Annotated in this window: 15 protein-coding genes and 1 pseudogene; 11 read left to right on the top strand and 5 right to left on the bottom strand. The window is 67.1% G+C overall.

The features are described from left to right. Positions 1-23 precede the first annotated feature (23 nt). A pseudogene (locus tag GGR03_RS00995) lies at positions 24-2,976 on the top strand (EAL domain-containing protein). Positions 2,977-3,000: 24 nt separating this feature from the next. On the opposite strand, the gene GGR03_RS00985 reads toward GGR03_RS00995, so the two are convergent. Both GGR03_RS00985 and GGR03_RS00980 read right to left on the bottom strand, forming a co-directional pair. Beyond that, on the bottom strand, positions 3,001-4,584 hold the full coding sequence (locus tag GGR03_RS00985) for an adenylate/guanylate cyclase domain-containing protein (protein ID WP_183205504.1): 1,584 nt from the start codon (positions 4,582-4,584) through the stop codon (positions 3,001-3,003). Between the two features lie 227 nt (positions 4,585-4,811). Further along, entirely contained in the window at positions 4,812-6,395 is a 1,584-nt protein-coding gene (locus GGR03_RS00980) for a trimethylamine methyltransferase family protein (protein ID WP_183205503.1), read from the bottom strand. Positions 6,396-6,680: 285 nt separating this feature from the next. Between GGR03_RS00980 and GGR03_RS00975 the strand changes: the two genes are divergently transcribed. Continuing rightward, entirely contained in the window at positions 6,681-7,370 is a 690-nt protein-coding gene (locus tag GGR03_RS00975) for a corrinoid protein (RefSeq protein WP_183205502.1), read from the top strand. 121 nt (positions 7,371-7,491) lie between these two features. Here the strand turns inward: GGR03_RS00975 and GGR03_RS00970 are convergent, their stop codons facing one another. Continuing rightward, positions 7,492-7,638: an entericidin domain-containing protein gene (locus GGR03_RS00970; protein ID WP_183205501.1), complete on the bottom strand. Its 147-nt coding sequence runs from the start codon at positions 7,636-7,638 to the stop codon at positions 7,492-7,494. A 126-nt stretch (positions 7,639-7,764) separates the two neighbouring features. On the opposite strand from GGR03_RS00970, the gene GGR03_RS00965 reads away from it, so the two are divergent. The 9 genes from GGR03_RS00965 to GGR03_RS00925 all read left to right on the top strand — a co-directional run bounded on the left by GGR03_RS00965 (position 7,765) and on the right by GGR03_RS00925 (position 15,976). Next, positions 7,765-8,361 (top strand): DUF1638 domain-containing protein, encoded by a 597-nt coding sequence (locus GGR03_RS00965; RefSeq protein ID WP_343058591.1) that lies wholly within the window; start codon positions 7,765-7,767, stop codon positions 8,359-8,361. Positions 8,362-8,676: 315 nt separating this feature from the next. Next, entirely contained in the window at positions 8,677-9,360 is a 684-nt protein-coding gene (locus GGR03_RS00960) for an exopolysaccharide biosynthesis protein (RefSeq protein ID WP_183205499.1), read from the top strand. 100 nt (positions 9,361-9,460) lie between these two features. After that, complete coding sequence (locus GGR03_RS00955; RefSeq protein ID WP_183205498.1) at positions 9,461-9,760, top strand: virulence factor; 300 nt, start codon at positions 9,461-9,463, stop codon at positions 9,758-9,760. Beyond that, positions 9,757-10,638, top strand: coding sequence for a methylenetetrahydrofolate reductase (locus GGR03_RS00950; protein WP_183205497.1), 882 nt, complete (start codon positions 9,757-9,759; stop codon positions 10,636-10,638). Before GGR03_RS00955 ends, GGR03_RS00950 begins: the two co-directional genes overlap by 4 nt. Before the next feature lie 37 nt (positions 10,639-10,675). Then, a complete protein-coding gene (locus tag GGR03_RS00945) occupies positions 10,676-11,620 on the top strand; it encodes a methyltetrahydrofolate cobalamin methyltransferase (RefSeq protein ID WP_183205495.1) in 945 nt (314 codons plus the stop codon). Positions 11,621-11,773: 153 nt separating this feature from the next. Beyond that, positions 11,774-12,142 carry a hypothetical protein gene (locus GGR03_RS00940; RefSeq protein ID WP_183205493.1) on the top strand — a complete coding sequence of 123 codons (369 nt, stop codon included), beginning with the start codon at positions 11,774-11,776 and terminating at the stop codon, positions 12,140-12,142. Between the two features lie 31 nt (positions 12,143-12,173). Then, positions 12,174-14,279: an ASKHA domain-containing protein gene (locus GGR03_RS00935; protein ID WP_183205491.1), complete on the top strand. Its 2,106-nt coding sequence runs from the start codon at positions 12,174-12,176 to the stop codon at positions 14,277-14,279. A gap of 165 nt (positions 14,280-14,444) precedes the next feature. Beyond that, positions 14,445-14,810, top strand: coding sequence for a DUF6481 family protein (locus GGR03_RS00930; protein ID WP_183205489.1), 366 nt, complete (start codon positions 14,445-14,447; stop codon positions 14,808-14,810). Positions 14,811-15,037: 227 nt separating this feature from the next. After that, a complete protein-coding gene (locus GGR03_RS00925) occupies positions 15,038-15,976 on the top strand; it encodes a GlxA family transcriptional regulator (protein WP_246367640.1) in 939 nt (312 codons plus the stop codon). A gap of 28 nt (positions 15,977-16,004) precedes the next feature. Here GGR03_RS00925 and GGR03_RS00920 read toward each other — a convergent pair whose 3' ends face one another. Further along, entirely contained in the window at positions 16,005-16,898 is an 894-nt protein-coding gene (locus tag GGR03_RS00920; RefSeq protein ID WP_183205486.1) for a DUF1194 domain-containing protein, read from the bottom strand. A 121-nt stretch (positions 16,899-17,019) separates the two neighbouring features. Next, on the bottom strand, positions 17,020-19,533 hold the full coding sequence (locus GGR03_RS00915; protein ID WP_183205484.1) for a GcvT family protein: 2,514 nt from the start codon (positions 19,531-19,533) through the stop codon (positions 17,020-17,022). Positions 19,534-19,578 lie beyond the last annotated feature (45 nt).

Raw genomic sequence — 19,578 nt, 5'->3', positions numbered from 1 at the left:
CTCGTCCTGCTGATGCAAGCTTCATGATCGCCTTCGGGGTCGACAGCGGCTACGGCTTCGGCCTCGACGCACGCTTCGCCGGCCTCTGGGACCTTGAGCCGGCCGAATACGCCTTCTTCGCCTTCCAGGTGATGTTCTGCGGCACCGCCGCGACCATCGTCTCTGGGGCCGCCGCGGAGCGGCTGCGGCTCGGCACCTATGTCATCTGCTCGGTCGTCGTGGCGGCGCTGATCTACCCTGTCTTCGCCCACTGGGTCTGGGGCGGCGCGCTGGCGCCGAGCGCCTCGGCGTTCCTGTCGAACATGGGCTTCATCGACTTCGCCGGCTCCACCGTCGTCCACAGCACCGGTGCCTGGGTCTCCCTCGCCGCCTGCCTGGTTCTCGGCCCGCGTATCGGTCGCTTCGAGGCGGACGGTGGCGTCCGCCGCATCCCCGGTCACAGCGCGGTACTGGCAACGGTGGGCGCGATGGTCATCTTCGTCGGCTGGATCGGCTTCAACGGCGGCTCCACCATCGTTCCGACCCCGGCCATCGCCCATATCGTCGCCAACACCGTGCTGGCCGCAGGCGCCGGCGGGGTCGCCGGATATTTCCTCGCGCTTCGGCATGACGGGCTGGTCCTGCCGGAAAAGCCGATCTGCGGACTGCTCGGCGGCCTAGTCGCGATCACTGCCGGGTGCCATCTCCTCAACGCGACGGGCGCCATGATCATCGGCGCCGCCGGCGGGCTGATCGCCGTCTGGGGCAACCGGTTCATCGAACGGCGTTGCCGGATCGACGACGCCGTCGGCGCGATCGGCGTACACGGCTTTGCCGGGGTTCTCGGAACGCTGGGCCTCGCCCTCCTTGCGCCGCTCGACCAGATCGCAGCGGGCGGGCGCCTCTCACAGCTGGCCATCCAGGCGGCCGGGGCAGGCCTGAACTTCGTCTGGGCGTTCCCCCTCGCCTATCTGTTGTTCCGCGCGCTCGACCGGATCTATCCGATCCGGGTTTCGGCCGCCGACGAAGAACGCGGGCTCAACCAGTCGGAGCACGCAACCAGCTTTGGCCTCGGGACTATGGAAACGGCGCTGCGCCAGATCCTCGGTGGCCACGCCGACATCAGCCATCGCATTCCCATCGAGACCGGCGACGACGCCGAGCTGACCACGCGCCTGTTCAATGCCTTTCTCGACAAGGTCGAGGATGGGGAACTCGCCCGGCGCGCCAGCGAGGACGTGCTGCGCGCCGAGCAGGAGGCGGAACGCCTGTCGGCCATGGCCGGCGCGGTGTTCGAGGGGATCGCCGTAACCGTCGGCGGGCGGATCATCGATGCCAATGCGGCCTTCGAACGGCTTACCGGCCTTTCCGGGCGGGAACTGATCAAGCGCACATTGCAAGACGTCGTCGCCGAGGCGGACGTGGGGACGCTCGGCAGGGCCCTCGCGACGCGGGAGGTCAGGCCTCTGGAACTGCGGCTGCGGCGCGCCGACGGGTTGGAGATCCCAACGGAGATTCGCTCGCGCACGATCATCTTCCGCGGCGAGGAGACAAGGGTCAGCGCCTTCGTCGATCTGCGCGAGCGCAAGGAGGCGGAGGAACGCATCCGCTTCACCGCGCAGCACGATGCCCTGACCGGACTGCCGAACCGGCTCCTCTACCAGCAGTTTCTCGAGGAGACGCTGGCCGAGGTGCGCAGGGGCGGCCGCGTCGCGGCGCTGATCGCGGTCGACCTCGACCGGTTCAAGGACATCAACGATCTCTACGGCCATCCGGCCGGCGACGCCGTCATCCGCGCTTCGGCGCAGAGGCTCCAGACGCTGTTCGGCAAGGCAGGGTTCGTCGCGCGCCTCGGCGGCGACGAGTTCGGCGTCATCCTGCCGGACGTCGCCTTCGCCAATCAGGTCGCCGATTTCGCCTTCCGCATCGTACATGAGCTGGGCGCACCGATCGACGTCGGCAACGGCGTCAGGATCCGTCCCGGGGCTAGTGTCGGCTTTGCCCTCGCCCCGCGCGACGGCATCGAGGCGGGCACCGTCATCTCGCGCGCCGACGTCGCGCTCTACCACGCCAAGCGCAGCGGCCGGAACAGCTACGCCGGCTTCGAAAGCGGCATGGATGCCGAGCTGCGCATGCGGCGCATCCTCGAATCCGATCTCGGCGACGCCGTCGCCCGGAACGAGCTGTATCTTTGCTTCCAGCCGCGGATCGTGCTCAGCGAGGAACGGATCGGCAGTTACGAGGCGCTGGTGCGCTGGCAGCATCCCGATCGCGGCCTGATCAGTCCGTCGATCTTCATTCCCATCGCCGAACAGTCCGGCAAGATCGGCGAAATCGGCGAATGGGTGCTGCGCGAGGCCTGCCGGCAGTCGCTGGAGCTTGCTGGACGGCGCGGCGATCAGCGTCAATGTCAGCGCCTATCAGCTCCGCAACCGCAACTTCGTCGAGACCACGCTGGCGATCCTGGAGGAGGTCGGCTTCCCGCCGACACGGCTGGAGCTGGAGCTGACGGAGAGCATCCTCATCGAGGACCGGGACCGTGCGCTCAGCGTCCTGAGGGCGCTGAAGCGCCACGGCATCAAGGTCGCCCTCGACGATTTCGGCACGGGCTACTCGTCGCTTAGCTATCTGCGGGCATTCCCGTTCGACTCCATCAAGATCGACCAGTCGTTCATCCGCAATTTGTCGATCGACGACAGCTCGCTGGCAATTGCCGATGCCGTCATCGAACTCGGCCGGGCGCTCGATCTCAACATTGTCGCCGAGGGTGTCGAGACCGAGGAGCAGCTTGCGATTCTCGCCGGGCGGCGCTGCGACGAGATCCAGGGCTATCTGTTCGCTCGTCCCTTGCCCGCGGCCGAAGCCATGCGGCAGATACCGGCGGACATCGCCGCGCAGATCGCCAGGACGGCTTTGCGTCCGCAAGGCGGCGGTTCGCGCCGGTATGAAGGCCGGGAGCGGCGGTCTGCCGCTCGTCGGGCGCGCGAATTGTCCTGACTCGGCAGCGAGGGGCCGCCTATTTCAGGACACGACCGGCTGGTGTCGCCTGAGTGCTGTGACGGCCCGGGTCAACACCTCCTCGATCCGCGCGCGCTCCTCCTCGGTCAGGCGCTCGACGTCGAGGAAGATCCGCGCGCCGTCGGTGAATTCGTTGATGACGCTCGGCATCGCCTCGGGTGCCTCGTCGTGGATACCCTCGACGACATAGGGGATCACCTCCCGGCTGATGCCCTTGAGGGAAATCGGCGCCAGCGCCCTCGCCCGCACCTCGTCCTCGACGAGCGCGAAGGTCTCGTAGCTCATGACGATGCCGCCGGGCTCCGCGATCTGCTCGAGACGGGCCGCGAGGTTCGCCTCCGCGCCGATGATCGTGTAGTCCATGCGGTCGACACTGCCGAAATTGCCGACATTGCAGAAGCCGGTATTGATGCCCATCCGGGCCTGGAACGGCTTCTCGATGCCACGGCGGCGCCACTCGGCGTTGAGCTCCACCATCCGCCGCTGCATGGCGATGGCCATGGCGAGGCACGCCCTGGCGTCCTCCCGCGTGCCCCTCGTCTCCGGGTCGCCGAAGAAGGCGAGGATCGCGTCGCCGATGAACTTGTCGACCGTCGCCCCGTATTCGTGGGCGATCTTCGACATCTCGGTGAAATACTCGTTGAGCAGCTGCGTCAGTTCCTCCGGCTGCAGCCGCTCCGACGTGACGGTGAAATCCTTGATGTCGGAGAAGAAGATCGTCAGCTTCTTGCGCTCGGTGGAGATCACCACGTCGCGCTCGCCGCTGAAGATGCTGCGATAGACCTGTGGCGACAGATATTTGGAGATCTTCATCGAGACGGAGGCGAGGAAGCTGTTGGCCTCCTCGAGGTCCGCGTTCATCCGACCGAAGGTCCGCGCCTGGCGCCACTGCATGGCGGCGAAGCCGACGCCGAAGATTCCCGCGCCCACGAAATAGGACAGGAGATACTTGAACGAGAACAGGTTGGCGGCGATCGGCTGCTGCACCTCGATCTCCTGGATACCCCGCACGTCGCCGACGCTCCAGTCGCGTTTCGGGCTTTCCGGGTGGCTGTTGTGGCAAGCGACGCACGCCTCGCCCATGACGACGGGGGCGGCCAGGCGGATCCGCCGATCGAGCATCGTTCCGTCGATGGCGGTGATCAGCGGGCGATCGGCTCCCTCGGTGCGGAAGGTCTGCAGGGCCTGCCGCTCGAACTCGTCCAGCGGGTGCGGCTCGCGCGCCGCGAAGACGAGATCGGAGACGAAGCGGTAGCGCACGTTGTCTCCCCGGTGCCCGACGACGTCGCCCAGTTCCAGCGAGAGCGTCGCGGGGATCGGGATGGCGCCCGGTATGTCCATGTAATTATGCGCCGCGATGGTCTGCCCGCCGGGATTGGCGAGGACGCGCCCGACGACGTTGCGGGCATAATAGGTGCGGATGTCGGTGATCATCGAGTTCAGGCTCGTGGCCTGCGTGTTCAGCGCCGTGTCGGAGAGGTGCCGCAGGTCGAGCCAGACGGCGACGGGCAACAGCACCAGAGCCATGGCGACGGCGGCGGCAAACCAGATCGGCCGGGCCATGAAATAACGAAACAACGACCCCATCGACCGGCTCCGCGAGACGAACTCAGGCGATATAAGCGGAAGTCGGGAGTGCTGTCAGTTGCAGGGCAGCCGCTGTCCCCACAAGTTCATGTCGGACGACATCTGTCACCGCCCCGGCGGCGATACTATTCGTCCTGCGTGCTGCGCCAGACGGCACGGTGGATCGTGTCGGCAACGCGGCCGGCGGACGATGCTTCCCCTCGGGCGGCCGGATCCGCCTCTCCCTTTCAGGCAAAGGCGTCGGGCTCGGACTCCTTGCGGCGGGCGACGAAGGCGGCAAGGGCTTCGGCGATGGCCGGGTCGAGCGGCGGCGGCGCATAGGCGTCGAGCCAGCGCCGGCACAGCGTGTTGGCGCGGGATTCGGCCCGCTGCGCACCCTCGGCGCTCCATTGCTCGAAGGAATTGTTGTCGGCGATGGTGGAGCGATAGAACGCGGTCTGGAAATTGTCCTGGGTGTGCTGGCAGCCGAGATAGTGGCTGCCGGGCCCGACCTCGCGGATCGCCGACATGGCCTGGCCGTTCTCGCTCAGATCAACACCCCGCATCAGCGCCTGCATGGCGCCCAGCTGGTCGCAGTCCATGACGAATTTCTCGTAGCAGGCCGCAAGCCCGCCCTCGAGCCAGCCCGCGGCATGGAGCACGAAATTGGTGCCCGCCATCAGCGTCGAGTTGAGCGTGTTGGCGCTCTCGTAAGCCGCCTGCGCGTCCGGAACCTTCGACGCGCAGAGCGAGCCGCCGGTGCGGAAGGGCAGGCCCAGCCGGCGTGCGAGCTGCGCCGCGCCGAAGGAGACCAGCGACGGCTCCGGCGTTCCGAAGGTCGGCGCGCCCGACTGCATCGAAATCGACGAGGCGAAGGTGCCGAAGACCACCGGCGCGCCCGGCCGGCAGAGCTGGGTGAAGGCGGCGCCCGCGAGCACTTCGGCGAGGACCTGCGTCAGCGTGCCGGCGACGGTGACCGGGCTCATCGCGCCGGCCAGGATGAAGGGCGTGACGATGCAGGCCTGGTTGGCGCGTGCATAGACCTTCAGCGCCCCCAGCATCGTGCCGTCGAAGGTCATCGGGGAATTGGCGTTGATCAGGTTGATGACGACGCAGTTCTGGTCGACGAACTCCTCGCCGAACAGGATGCGGCACATCGCGACGGTGTCCTCGGCCCGCTCCGGCGCCGTCACCGAGCCCATGAACGGCTTGTCGGACAGCGTCATGTGGGCATGCACCATATCGAGGTGCCGCTTGTTCACCGGGACGTCGACCGGCTCGCACACGGTCCCGCCGGAGTGATGGATCGCCGGCGCCATGTAGGCGAGCCTGACGAAATTTCGGAAATCCTCGATCGTCGCATAGCGGCGCACGCCATCGAGGTCGCGCACGAATGGCGGCCCGTAGACCGGCGCGAAGACGGTGGCGTTACCGCCGATCTCCACGGAATTCTCCGGGTTGCGGGCATGCTGGACGAAGCTCCTCGGCGCCGTCTTCAAAAGCTCGCGGCAGAGCCCCTTGGGGAAGCGCACGCGCTCGCCGCTGACATCGGCGCCGGCCGCCCGCCACATCGCCAGCGCCTCGGGATCGTCGCGGAACTCGATGCCGATCTCCTCGAGGACGATGTCGGCATTGGCCTCGATCAGCGAGGCGCCGGCTTCGTCGAGGACCTCGTAGACCGGCAGGGCCCGGCGGATGTAAGCGAGCTTCGGCCCCGAGCCGGTCTGGACCCGCGCCGCGCGCCGCGCAGAGGCGCCACCGCCGGCGCCCCGGCTGCGCCGGCCGCCTTCGGTTGCCGCAACCTCGGCGGTCTCGACGGTTTCGTTATCCATGGTACTGCCTCCCGGCGCTCGCCGATGCCGCGGACTCGCCTGTGCCGCGCGATCCGCCTGCCGAGAATACCAGAACCCGGGGCCTGCCCTGCCGTCCCCGTTGCGAATTCTGGTGACGCGGCAAGGACAGTGCGTGCAGCGTCTGGTCGAGGCGCCCGGGCGACGTCGCTTTCCGCGCCCTCTATGTCGCTCGGACGGTATGCGATCTCAACGCCTTGCCCTAAGCTCCCTCAAGCAACCCGGGGCGATGCATCATGCATCCTGCCCGCTCGAGGAAAAGCCGTCATGGCGGACGACGACATCATCCTGGCCGAACTCTCCGACGAGGACCTCGTCGCGCAGATGAAGGACGACCTCTATGACGGAATGAAGGAGGAGATCGAGGAGGGAACGCGGCTCCTCCTGGATCGCGGCTGGACCCCGTACGACGTCCTTACTCAGTCGCTGGTGGCCGGCATGCAGATCGTCGGCGAGGATTTCCGCGACGGCATCCTGTTCGTGCCGGAAGTGCTCTTGTCGGCGAACGCCATGAAGGCTGGCATGGCTATTCTTCGGCCGCTCCTGGTGGAAACCGGCGCGCCGAAACAGGGCAAGATGGTGATCGGCACGGTCAAGGGCGACATCCACGACATCGGCAAGAACCTCGTCGGGATGATGATGGAAGGCGCGGGTTTCGAAGTGGTCGACCTCGGCATCAATATCGATGTCGACAAGTATCTCGCGGCGATCGAGGAGCACCAGCCGGAACTGCTCGGCATGTCGGCGTTGCTGACCACCACGATGCCCTACATGAAGGTGGTCATCGACACGCTGGTCCAGAAGGGCATCCGCGACGAGGTGATCGTGCTGGTCGGCGGCGCACCGCTCAACGAGGACTTCGCCAACCAGGTCGGCGCAGATGCCTATTGCCGGGATGCGGCAGTAACGGTGGAGACCGCCAGGAGCCTCATCGAGCGGCGACACAACCAGTTGTGATCGGCGATCTGGAAGGCCGCGGACAGCAACGGACGGCCTTTCGGGCGCTTGGAGATCGGCGCAAAGAAAAGGCGCGGCTGCCTTTCGGCACCGCGCCCCGTACTGGCAGGTTGATGCAGGTCTATCGTGCTACGTCGTTCACTGCCGCACCGGTTGCGTCGACGGTGTTGCCGACGTCGCGGCCGACGCCACGGACCGTATTGGCGCAAGCGGAGAGCATCAGGGCTCCAGCCAGGATCGTGGTCAGTACTGCAAGGCGGTTGGTCATGATCAACTCTCCGTTGGAACAATGTGACGAAAAAACGTTCCGCCGGCCGACAGGTTCCCGCGCCTTTAGCGTTTTTCGTTCGACCTGCTTATGGACGCTCCAGTGACGGATGCAACCAATATCGCCATGGAACCGCTGACGGTTATCGCTTGCGGCGCCATCGCCCGCGAAATCGGTGCCGTCCTGGCCGCCAACCGGCTTCAGCACGTCACCCTCACCTGCCTGCCGGCGATCCTGCACAACGCGCCGCAGAAGATCGTGCCGGCGGTCGAGGCGGCCATCGCCGCGGCTCGGGAACAGGGATGCCAACGGATCTTCGTCGCCTACGCCGACTGCGGCACCGGCGGCGGTCTCGACGCACTGTGCCTTCGCGAGGGAGTAACGAGGATCCCCGGCCCGCACTGCTACGCCTTCTTCCGCGGCAATGCGCAGTTCGCCGAGGAAGCGGAGGAACACCTCACGACTTTCTGGTTGACCGATTTCCTGGCCCGGCAGTTCGACGCCTTCGTCGCCAAGCCGTTCAAGCTCGACCGGCATCCGGAGGTGGTCGGGATGCTGTTCGGGCACTATGAACGCGTCGTGTACCTGGCTCAGACCGACGACGCGGCGCTGGACCGTCGGGGGCGGGCCATCGCCGCGCGGCTCGGCCTTGCCTACGAGCGCCGTCTGGTGGGGTACGGCGATCTGACCCCGGCACTTGTTGCCGCCGCTGCGGGCGCATAGACCGCCTCGCCCGGATCCGGCCGCTCCTGCCTACCCTCTGGCTTGTGTCAGCCACCGTGATCGGGACGTGAAGGAGCGGTGCGAGTGTGGCCGAAGTCACATTGCGGGAAGAAGCTCGTTGGCTTAAATCGAACCGCTTCCGGGGGCACGGCAAAGAGCCGGGCTGGCGGAGCCATCGCGGGTGTCACGTCTTGATATTCCCGGAGGCAACGCTGACTTAACTGCCCATCGGGCATAGTCGTCTCCCATATGGGCAAAAGGCGGAGCATCGGGCATGGGGCCCGGCTTCCGGTACGGGACCTCGAATTCGTCACCATGTCCTCTCCCGAAGCCTCCGCTCCCCGAACCGCCCGTGCGCCGACCGCCGCTTTCGCGCGCCTGCGTGAATCGCTCAGACGGCGCAGAGGCAAGCGCCAGCGTCGCATTTCGGCGATCCTGCGCGCCTATAGCCATCGCGACCGGGACATCCCGACGATCGGTGACCTGTCCGAGGCCTTCGACGCCCGCTCCTTCGGCGCCTTCTTCATCGTCTTCGGCGGAGTGAACCTCATTCCGCTGCCGCCGGGCACGTCGCTGGTTTTCGGCGTGCCGCTGCTGCTCTTCACGATCCAGCTCGCGATCGGCCGGCACCGTCTGTGGTTGCCCGAACGTGTGCGTAACATCCGACTGAAGCCGGAGACGATGAGCATGCTCGTCGTCCGGCTCGGTCCCTACCTGCGAAAGGTCGAGCGACTGGCGCGCCACCGCTACTGGCCGGAACCCGAATGGGTGGTCCTGTCCGCCATCGGCTGGTTCTCCTTCGTGATGGCGCTCCTGGTAGCGATCCCCTTCCCGCTCACCAACATGTTCCCTGGCGTCTCAATCGCGCTCGCCGGCGTTGCCATCACGGCCCGCGACGGGCTCTGGCTGATCGCCTCGATCGTCGTCGGCATCGCCTCGGTGCTCTTCCTCGCCGGCATCTACGGCGCCGCGCTATTCGCCTTCCTGCAGCTGTTCTGAGACAGCCGGCGCCGCATGTCGCAAAGGCGCCGCGGCTCGTCGCGGCCGGCACAACGTCGTCTTGTCGTCACGTCCACATTAGCCGCCACGGAGGACCCCGATGGCGGAACTGCAGATCGTCTACTGGCGCGACATCCCGGCCCAGGTGATCGTGCGGCAAGGCCGCAAGGCGGCGCGGCGCGAACTGCCGAAACGCTTCATCGAAGCCGTGGACATGTGCGCGATGCGCGTCGGGGCAAAGGATTCGGACGCCTACCTCGCGGAATGGCGCCGGGCGAGCACCGAACGCGAAGCCGCCGACCTCGAGAGCGAGGCCGAGCGGGCCGCGGCCGAAATCGACAACAGCTACGACATGCAGCGACTTCGCTCGCTCATCGCCAATGCGGGACGCGAGCCATGAGCCACGCCCTGCCGCAGACGCGGGACGTCATCCCCGCTTCGATCGAGGTCGCGCCGCGGCAGGCGGTGCGATCGACGGAACTGCCGGGCCTCTTTCCGCCGCGGACCCGGACCTACCTGACTGATGTCGGCGTCGACAGCGTCAAGGATTTCGTCGCCGCGACGCGGCGGATCGCCGATCTCGGCTATGTACCGGTGCCGCATATCCCGGCGCGCCGGATCCGGTCGCGCGACGAGTTGCAGACCCGGATCCGCGCCTATGCCGAGGAGGCCGGGGTCACCGACGTGCTGGTGATCGGCGGCGGCCTCGACCGGCCGGCCGGGCCTTACACCTCGTCCATGGAAATCCTCGAAAGCGGCCTGCTCGACCGCCACGGCATCAGCGAGATCGGCGTTGCCGGCCATCCGGAGGGCTCCCCGGAGTTCTCGCTCGCCACGGCCGAGGCCGCGCTGCGCCTGAAGCGGGATTTCTGCGAGCGCACCGGCGCCAGGATGCGGATCGTCACGCAGTTCGGCTTCGACGCCGATGCCTATGTCGACTGGGCGATGGCCGTGCGGGAAAGCGGCATCGGCCTGCCGATCCATATCGGCGTCGCCGGGCCGGCGTCGATCACCACGCTGATCCGCTATGCCGCCCTTTGCGGCGTCGGCAGCTCGGTCACCTTCCTGAAGAAGCGCACCGGCGCGCTGGCGGCGCTTGCAGCCCATCATTCGCCCGAATCCGTCGTCGGACCGATCGAACAGCATTGGCGGCAGACGCCGGAATCACCGATCCGGCAGATCCACGTCTTCCCGTTCGGCGGCCTGGCGCAATCGGCGACATGGCTGCGCGAGCGCGGTTCCTGGCCGGGCAGCGTCGCCGAGCGCGCGCTGGGGTGAAGCCGACGATGCCGACCAAAACCTCCCGGGAACGCCCATGACCCGCACTGTCGTCGCCTCCGCCAGCCGGGAGATCGTCATCGGCTTTGACGAACCGTTCTGCGTCATCGGCGAGCGGATCAACCCGACCGGCCGCAAGAAGCTCGCCGCCGAGATGGTGGCCGGCAATTTCGAGACGGTGACCAGCGACGTGCTGCAGCAGGTCGCGGCAGGGGCCACCATGCTGGACGTCAATGCCGGCGTGACCGCCGTCGACCCGAACATTTCGGAACCGCCGCTGCTGGTCGAGACGATCAGGCTGGTCCAGAGCCTGACCGACATGCCGATCTCGATCGACTCTTCGGTGTCTCCAGCAATCAAGGCGGCGCTGGAGATCGCCGAGGGGCGGCCGCTGGTCAATTCGGTCACCGGCGAGATGGAGAAGCTCGAAGCCATCCTGCCGCTGATCAAGAAATACGACGTGCCGGTGGTGGCGATCTCCAACGACGAGAACGGCATCTCGGAAGACCCGGACGTACGTTTCGAGGTTGCCCGCAGGATCGTCCACCACGCGGCCGATTACGGCATCAGGCCATGCGACATCGTCGTCGACCCGCTGGTGATGCCGATCGGGGCCATAGGGACAGCCGGGCGCCAGGTTTTCGCGCTTGTCCGGCGGCTACGCGAGGAACTCAGCGTCAACACCATTTGCGGCGCCTCGAACATCTCCTTCGGCCTGCCGCATCGCCACGGAATCAACGCTGCCTTCCTGCCGATGGCGATCGCGGCGGGCATGACCTCGGCGATCATGAACCCCTGCCGCCCGCAGGAGATGGAAGCGGTGCGGGCCGCCAACGTGCTGATGGGTAACGACCCCTCATGCATGACCTGGATCCGCAGCTATCGCGACGCAGTGCCATCTGCGGCGATGATCGCCGCGGCCCCCGCGGCATCGACCGGCAGGCGGCGGGGCGGCCGCGAGGCCCGCCGGCCGACGGCATGATGCCATGCCCTCCACAGGCGGGACACCGTGAACGGACGGTCTCGTGCTCCCCAGCCCCCGAGTCTTCGCACGTGCGAAATAAATCTGCGGCTGCAGCGACTATTTCGCCAGCCTTAGCGTTTATGTGGGACAGGCCCACAAGGAATGCTCCCGATGATTCGCCGCCACCCTTTCCCCGCGGTTTTTGCCCACGCGCCCAAGACGGCGGCGGAAATGACCACGCTGATGATCATGTCGCCGTTCGTCATCGGCACGCGCCTGACGCAGTTCTGGGCGTCGGCCGCCTCTCCGCAGGCGAAGGATCGGGAAGAGGCGGCGCAGATGGTCAGCGAGAAGATGCAGGCGGTCGGGGAATCGGTGGTCGCGATGAACCTCGCCGCCGTAGAGGCAGTGACCAAGGCGACACTGGCCGTCGCCACCGGGTCGTATCTCAACGACAATCACGGCGACGCCATCTTCTCGGCCGGGCTCAAGCCCTATTCGCAGCGCGTTCGGGCGAACCGCAAGCGCCTCTCGCGGTAAACCCCTCGTCGCCTTTGGTTCTCGAAAAGCGATGAGCGACGAGACCGATCCCCTCGTCCTGTTCATGCCGTCCGGGCGCCGCGGACGCTTTGCTCGCGGCACCTCGCTGATCGCCGCGGCGCGCTCGCTCGGCGTCCATGTCGAGAGCGTCTGCGGCGGCCGCGGCATCTGCGGCCGCTGCCAGGTGGAGATCGTCGAAGGCGCCTTCGCCAAGCACAAGATCGTCTCCGCCGCCCACCATCTGTCGCCCGTCTCGGCGACGGAAACCCGCTACGCCGAGAAGCGTGTCCTAAAATCCGGGCGGCGGCTCTCCTGCGCCGCCACGATTGAGGGTGACCTCGTCGTCGACCTGCCCTCCGACATGGCCGTGAACACCGCCGTGGTGCGCAAGGCCGTCGACACGCGGGTCTTCCCCCGCGACCCGGCGATCCGCCTGCTCTTCGTCGAGGTCCCGGAGCCGGACATGCACGCACCGCTCGGCGATCTCGACCGGGTGTTCGCGGCACTGGAAGGCGACTGGAGCCTGGCGCGGCCGACGGTCGAGCATTCTGTCCTGCCCCTGCTCCAGAAGACCTTGCGCGAGGGCGCGTGGCAGGTGACCTGCGCCATCGCGCACGACCACGAGGAAGATCGCCCGCATCTATTGGCGATCTATCCGGGCCTGAAGAACGAGGCCTATGGGATCGCCGTCGACATCGGCTCGACGACGATCGCGCTCTCCCTCTCCTCGCTCCTCTCCGGCGCGACCATCGCCGCCACCGGCGCCCCCAATCCACAGATCCGCTTCGGCGAGGACCTGATGAGCCGGGTCTCCTATGTCATGATGAACCCGGGCGGCCGGGCCGAGATGACGCGCGCCGTCCGCGAGGCGGTGCAGGCGATGATCGAGACCGTCTCCGCCGAGGCCAATGTCTCGACCGCTGACATCATGGACTGCGTCTTCGTCGGCAATCCGGTAATGCATCATCTCTTCCTCGGCATCGACCCGACAGAGCTCGGCCAGGCGCCTTTCGCACTGGCTCTGTCGGGGGCGCTGGCGCTGCCGGCCGCCGATCTGGACCTGACGCTGCATCCGGCCGCACGAGCCTATCTGCTGCCGTGCATCGCCGGCCATGTGGGCGCGGACGCTGCGGCGGCGACGCTGTCGGAAGGCCCGCACCGCCAGGACGAGACGATGCTGCTGGTGGATGTCGGCACCAATGCCGAGATCGTGCTCGGCAACCGCAACCGGCTGCTGGCCGCCTCCTCGCCCACCGGCCCGGCCTTCGAGGGCGCCGAGATCTCCTGCGGCCAGCGCGCCGCCCCCGGGGCTATCGAGCGGGTGCGGATCGACCCGCTGACTCTCGAGCCGCGCTTCAAGGTCATCGGCATCGACATCTGGTCCGACGACCCGGGCTTCGCCGATGCCGCAGCCGCGCTCGGCGTGACGGGCATTTGCGGCTCCGGCATCGTCGAGGTGGTCGCCGAGATGTTCCTGGCCGGAATCGTCACCGAGGATGGCGTCATCGACGGTGCGCTCGCGGCGCGAACGCCCCGCGTCGTCGCAAACGGCCGAACCTTCGCCTACGTCCTCCACGAGGCCCCGCAGCGGACCCTGACCATCCTGCAGACCGACATCCGCGCCATCCAGCTGGCGAAGGCGGCGCTATACGCCGGGATCAAGCTCCTGATCGACCGGTTCTCGCAGCCCGCGACAGCCGACGGCCTGCGGAGCGACCCAACCGTGCGGATCGACCGGATCGCGCTGGCCGGGGCCTTTGGGTCGTTCATCGAACCGCGCTACGCCATGGTGCTGGGGCTCGTTCCCGATTGCGATCTCGATCGGTGCAAGGCGGTCGGCAACGCCGCCGGCGCGGGCGCCCGAATGGCGCTGCTCAATCGCGCCTATCGCCGCGAGATCGAGACGACCGTCAGCCGCATCGAGAAGATCGAGACGGCGCTGGAGCCGGCCTTCCAGGATCATTTCGTGGCGGCCATGGCCTTCCCGAACAAGCGCGACGCCTTTCCGGCGCTTGCCCGCGTACAGGCTTTGCCGAACCGGGACGCGGCCGGCATGCCGTTGCCTGGCCGGAGTATTTCAGCGTCGGGCACGCCGGATCGCGGACGACGCGGCGGGCGCGCGGGGCGGTCCGCCTGAGGCTGCGCCAGAGGTTCTTTGTGCACGCCCAATGCTCCGATCGCGCATCCCGCCCGTTGCGTCTTGGCGCAAACAGGCTTATCGAACCCCATCCCGCTTGACAGAAGGCGAATAACGAAGCGAGCCAGCCCGATGCTGCGCCGTCGTCGCCACCCATGAGGACCGATGAAGCCGATCGACAGCGATTTCGCCGACCGCCGCAAGACAGCCAACGAGGCCAAGCAGGCACTCCTTGAGAAGGCCAAGGCACGTCTCAACAGCCCGGAGGCCGAGAAGGCCCGCGAGGAACGCGCTGCGGTCGTTGCCGCGCGCGAGGAGCGCCAGGCGCAGAAGCGCGCGGAAGACGAGCAGAAGCAGCGCGAGGAAGAGGCCCGCGAGGCCGAGCGGGAGGCCGCTCGCCAGGCCGAGGAAGAAGCAAAGAAGGCGGACCAGAATCGGCTGATCGACCAGATGGTCGCGGACGAGGCGGCACGGAAGGCGGAACGCGACGCCAAATATGCCAGCCGCAAGGCACGCCAGGGCAAGAAATAGGCCCGGACACCGGTCCTTCACATCTGCACGGAGTTCCGTCTTGCGCGGCGCCGACTTTGCCGCCACCTTCCGGTGGCCGGCAAGTTCCGGCATGGGCGTGATGCGGAGTACCATCGGCAATGATGAGGACCAACGGGTCCGTGGAGCTGGAACGTCCGCCTCGATCCGTCGAGCCTGAGCACGCGCCAAAGCGCACGATCGTCTTCCTGCTCGTCCCGAATTTCTCGATGATCGCCTTCGCAACGGCGATCGAACCGCTGCGCATCGCCAACCGCATCGTCGGCCGCGAGATCTATCGCTGGCGGCTGGCGTCACCCGACGGCCGGCCGGTGCGGGCATCGAACGGCGTCGAGGTTTCCGTCTCCGCCTCCGTCGAAGACGAACGCCGGGCATTGCCGGGCGAGCGGCGTCCCTCGATGGTGTTTGCGTGTTCCGGCATACTGGTCGAGGATTTCACCGACCGCAGCACCCTCTCCTATCTGCGCGAGGCGCATCAGCGCGGCATCTCCGTCGGCGGCCTCTGCACGGCTGCCTGGATCCTCGCCCGGGCCGGCCTTCTCGCCGACCGGCGCTGTGCCATCCACTGGGAGAACCTGCCCGGCTTCGCGGAGGCCTTCCCGCGCGCCGACGTCTATGCCGACCTCTTCGAGATCGACCACAACATCTACACCTGCGCCGGCGGCACCGCGTCGCTCGATATGATGCTGGCCCTGATCGGTCACGATCAGGGTGACGAGGTGGTGAACCGGGTCTGCGAACAGGCCCTCACCGACCGGGTCCGTAGCGCCCACGATCGGCAACGCCTGCCGCTGCGGGCAAGGCTCGGCATCCAGCACGGCAAGGTGCTGCGGGTGATCGAGATCATGGAAGCCAATCTCTCCGACCCGCTGTCGCTGGTGGAGATCGCCCGGCATGTCGGCCTTTCGCGCCGACAGGTGGAGCGGCTTTTCGACAAGGAGATGGGGCGCTCGCCGGCGCGCTATTACCTGGAGATCCGGCTCGATCGCGCCCGTCATCTCCTGGTGCAGTCGCAACTGCCCATTGTCGAGATCGCCGTTGCCTGCGGCTTCGTCTCGGCGTCGCACTTCTCCAAATGCTATCGTGAACTCTACGACCGCTCGCCGCAGCAGGAGCGCGCGGCCCGGGCGGCGCTGACGCCGGCTTGAAAAGCGCTGCCAGGTTTGCCCGGCGCCGCTACTGGTAGCCGTCCATCCAGCGCTGCTGACGATCCTGCCACATGCGTTCGCCGATCATACAGTCGACGCCGCTGCCCTGCGTCCGCATCACCTGCGCCTCGTCCTCCGCCTCGATGTCCCAGTCGCCGGCGAGTTCCATCACCAGCTTGCGTCGGACCGCCTCGGGAAACTGCGACCAGTCGTTGACCGGGATCATGAAGGCGCCGGGACCGCCGATGACGCAGTTCTCGTAATAGAGATCGAGGTCGGGAATGGAGCCCCATGAGGCATAGCTGCCGGAGGTCATCAGCGGCAGGCCGTTGATCGTCACGCCCCGCCCGATCGCGTGATCGCGGGCGTCGGTCACCGGCCGGCCCTGGTTGTTCGGGCCGTCGCCGGAAATGTCGATCACCCGCCGCAGACCGTCGAAGCCGTTGCGCTCGAACAGCGGCACGGCAAAATCGATGGCGGCGGCAACCGACGTGCGGCGCTCGCGTTCAGGCTCCTCGGTCTGCAGCCGGTAGGCGAAGCCATCGGCCGCTTCGCGGGAATCGATCAGCGTCCAGGGCACGACCACCGACTGCGCGAAGCTTCCGGCCCACTCGATATAGGCGACCGCGACGCGTCCGTTGACGCCATTCAGGATCGCCTTCTGCACGTCCTGGCTGCGAAAAGCGGCGGCATAGCCCGCACGCTGAATCTCCTGCTCGCCGCGATCCATCGACCAGGAGACGTCGACCGCCAGGATCAGTTCGACATCGACCTTCGTGCCGCCTTCAACGGCCGGCGTCCGGGTTGCGCCAAGATCGCCGAGGCCGCGCTGCTGAGCGGTAGCGGGCCGAGACGCGTCGATCGTCGCGGCGGCGGCGAAGGCAATCGACAGGGCTGCGAAACTGCGGATCCCATGGCGCATTGCGAAAAGGTCTCGCCGAACCGTAAGGCGCGCAATTCACAAAACCGTCACTGAACCAACTGCGGCCTCGACGCAGTTTCAAGGAGCATCCCGCCATGCAGATAACTGCCCCGAGCCAGGATCAGGCTTTCAGGCGCTCATTGTCGGGGTCGAACGGGCTCTCACCGATCACCGTCGCAGCATGAAGCCGGCCGAGGATTTTGATCTCGAGCTTCGTGCCTTCGGCGGCATATGCGGGTTCCAGCATCGCCAGCGCGAGGCTCTTGCCGACTCGCCAGCCGTAGCCGCCGTTAGTCGCGCGCCCGATCAGGGCACCCTCGGCATAGATCGGCTCCGACCCGCGGGCGTCGGCATCCTCGACATCGTGGATCTCCAGCGTCGCGAAGGACCAGCGCAGGCCCGCCTCCCGCGCCCGCACGACCGCGTCGCGGCCGATGAAATCGCCCTTGTTCGGGTGAACGAACCTCTCAAGCCCCGACTCGAAGGCGTTGTATTCGATGGAAAGTTCGCGCGGCAGCTGGCGGTAGGACTTCTCCAGCGCCATGGCGTTCATCGCCCTGATGCCGAACGGACTGATGCCGAACTCGGCACCCGCCGCCAGCAGCGCATCAAAGAGCGCATTCTGCATGCCGATCGGATGATGCAGCTCCCAGCCTAGCTCGCCGACGAAATTGACCCGCAGCGCATGCGCACTCGCGGTCCCCACCGAGATCGCCTTGCCGGTCAGCCACGGGAAAGCGGCGTTGGAGAGGTCGCTGCGCGTCAGCTTGGCCAGCACGTCGCGAGCGCGCGGACCGGCCAGAACCAGGACGCCGAGCTGCTCGGTCAGGGGCTTCAGCGTCACCGACCCGTCTGTCGGCAGGAGCCGGCGCAGATTGTCGTGGTCGATCCGCTCGTAGCCGCCGGCCGATACCAGGTAGAAGCGGCCCGGCGCCCATTCGTAGACGGTGAACTCGGCGCGCACGCCGCCCGTCACGGTCAGGAGATGGCACAGCGCGACGCGTCCGCGCGCGTTCGGAATGCGGTTGGCGAGGATCGAATCGAGCCAGGCGCGCGCGCCCGGTCCCGAAACCTCTGTCTTGGCGAAGGCGGTGAGGTCGAGAAGGCCGACGCCCTCCGTCACCGCCCTCACCTCGTCGCCGACATGGTCGAAATAGTTCGAGCGGCGGAACGACCATTTCTCCCGGATGACGCCGTTCGCGTCCGCCGGTGCGTGGTTCTCGTTGGTCAGCACCTCGGCACCGAGGTCGAGTTCTTCCTCCGAAACCGACGTCCCCTCGGGCGCGAACCAGTTGGCGCGCTCCCAGCCATAGACCGAGCCGAAGACGGCACCGAGGGCCTTCTGGCGGTCGTAAGAGGGCGAGGTCTTCAGCGGCCGCGCGGCGGGACGCTCCTCGTCGGGATAGTGCGTGGTGAAGACGTTGGCGTAGGCTTCCTCGTTCTTGGCGATGAGGTAGCCTTCGGTGGCGTAGGGGCCGAAGCGGCGCGGGTCGACGCCGACCATGTCGACGGTTGGCTGGCCGTCGACGATCCACTCGGCGAGCTGCCAGCCGGCGCCGCCGGCGGCGGTGATGCCGAAGGAATGGCCCTCGTTCAGCCAGAAACCCTCCAGCCCCGGCGCCGGACCGACGATCGGCGAGCCGTCGGGCGTATAGGCGATGGCACCATTATAGACCTTCTTGATGCCGACCTCGCCGAAGGCCGGGACGCGCGTGATCGCCGTCTCGATATGCGGCATCAGCCGGTCGAGATCTTCCTGGAAGAGCTCGTATTCGGACGCATCGTCCGGCCCGTCGATGTAGCAGCAGGGCGCGCCCTTCTCGTAGGGACCGAGCAGCAGGCCGCCATTCTCCTCGCGCATATACCAGGCCGAGTCGCTCTCGCGCAGCACGCCCATCTCCGGCAGCCCCTGGCGCCGCCGCTCGACGATCGCCGGATGCGGCTCGGTGACGATGTACTGGTGCTCGACCGGGATCACCGGCACGTCGAGCCCGACCATGCGCCCGGTGCGGCGGGCGAAATTCCCGGTCGCCGAGACGACGTGCTCGCAGACGATGGTGCCCTTGTCGGTCGTCACCGACCACTCGCCGGACTCCAGCTGCTCGATCGCCGTCACGGCCGTGTTCCGGTAGATCTTCGCGCCGAGATCGCGGGCGCCCTTGGCCAGCGCCTGCGTCAGGTCGGCCGGCTGGATGTAGCCGTCGTCGGGATGCTGGATGGCGCCGAGGATGCCGTCGGTCTCGCAGAGCGGCCAGACTTCCTTCAGCTCGTCGGGCGTCAGCATCTTGACCTTGACGCCGATCGTCTCGGCGATGCCGGCATAGTACTGGAACTCGTCCCAGCGGTCCTTGGTTCGGGCCAGGCGGATGTTGGTGACGTTGGAGAAACCGACATTCATGCCGGTCTCCTCCTGCAGTTCGCGATAGAAACGCACCGAATAGCGGTGCAGCTGCCCGACCGAGTAGCTCATGTTGAACAGCGGCAGGAGCCCGGCTGCATGCCAGGTGGAGCCGGAGGTCAGCTCCTTGCGCTCGAGGAGGATGCTGTCGCTCCAGCCCTTCTTCGCCAGATGGTAGAGCGTCGACACGCCGACCACCCCGCCCCCGATCACCACCGCCCGCGCGTGTGATTCCATTGTCCGCTGCTCCCCGACTCTTCGCGAGCGCGAGCTTAGCCCGGC

The sequence above is a fragment of the Aurantimonas endophytica genome, assembly GCF_014196845.1.
GTDB classification, from domain to species: Bacteria; Pseudomonadota; Alphaproteobacteria; order Rhizobiales; family Rhizobiaceae; genus Aurantimonas; species Aurantimonas endophytica.
Note: the sequence above shows the minus strand (reverse complement) of the source record. Positions and strands in the feature narration are given on the sequence as shown.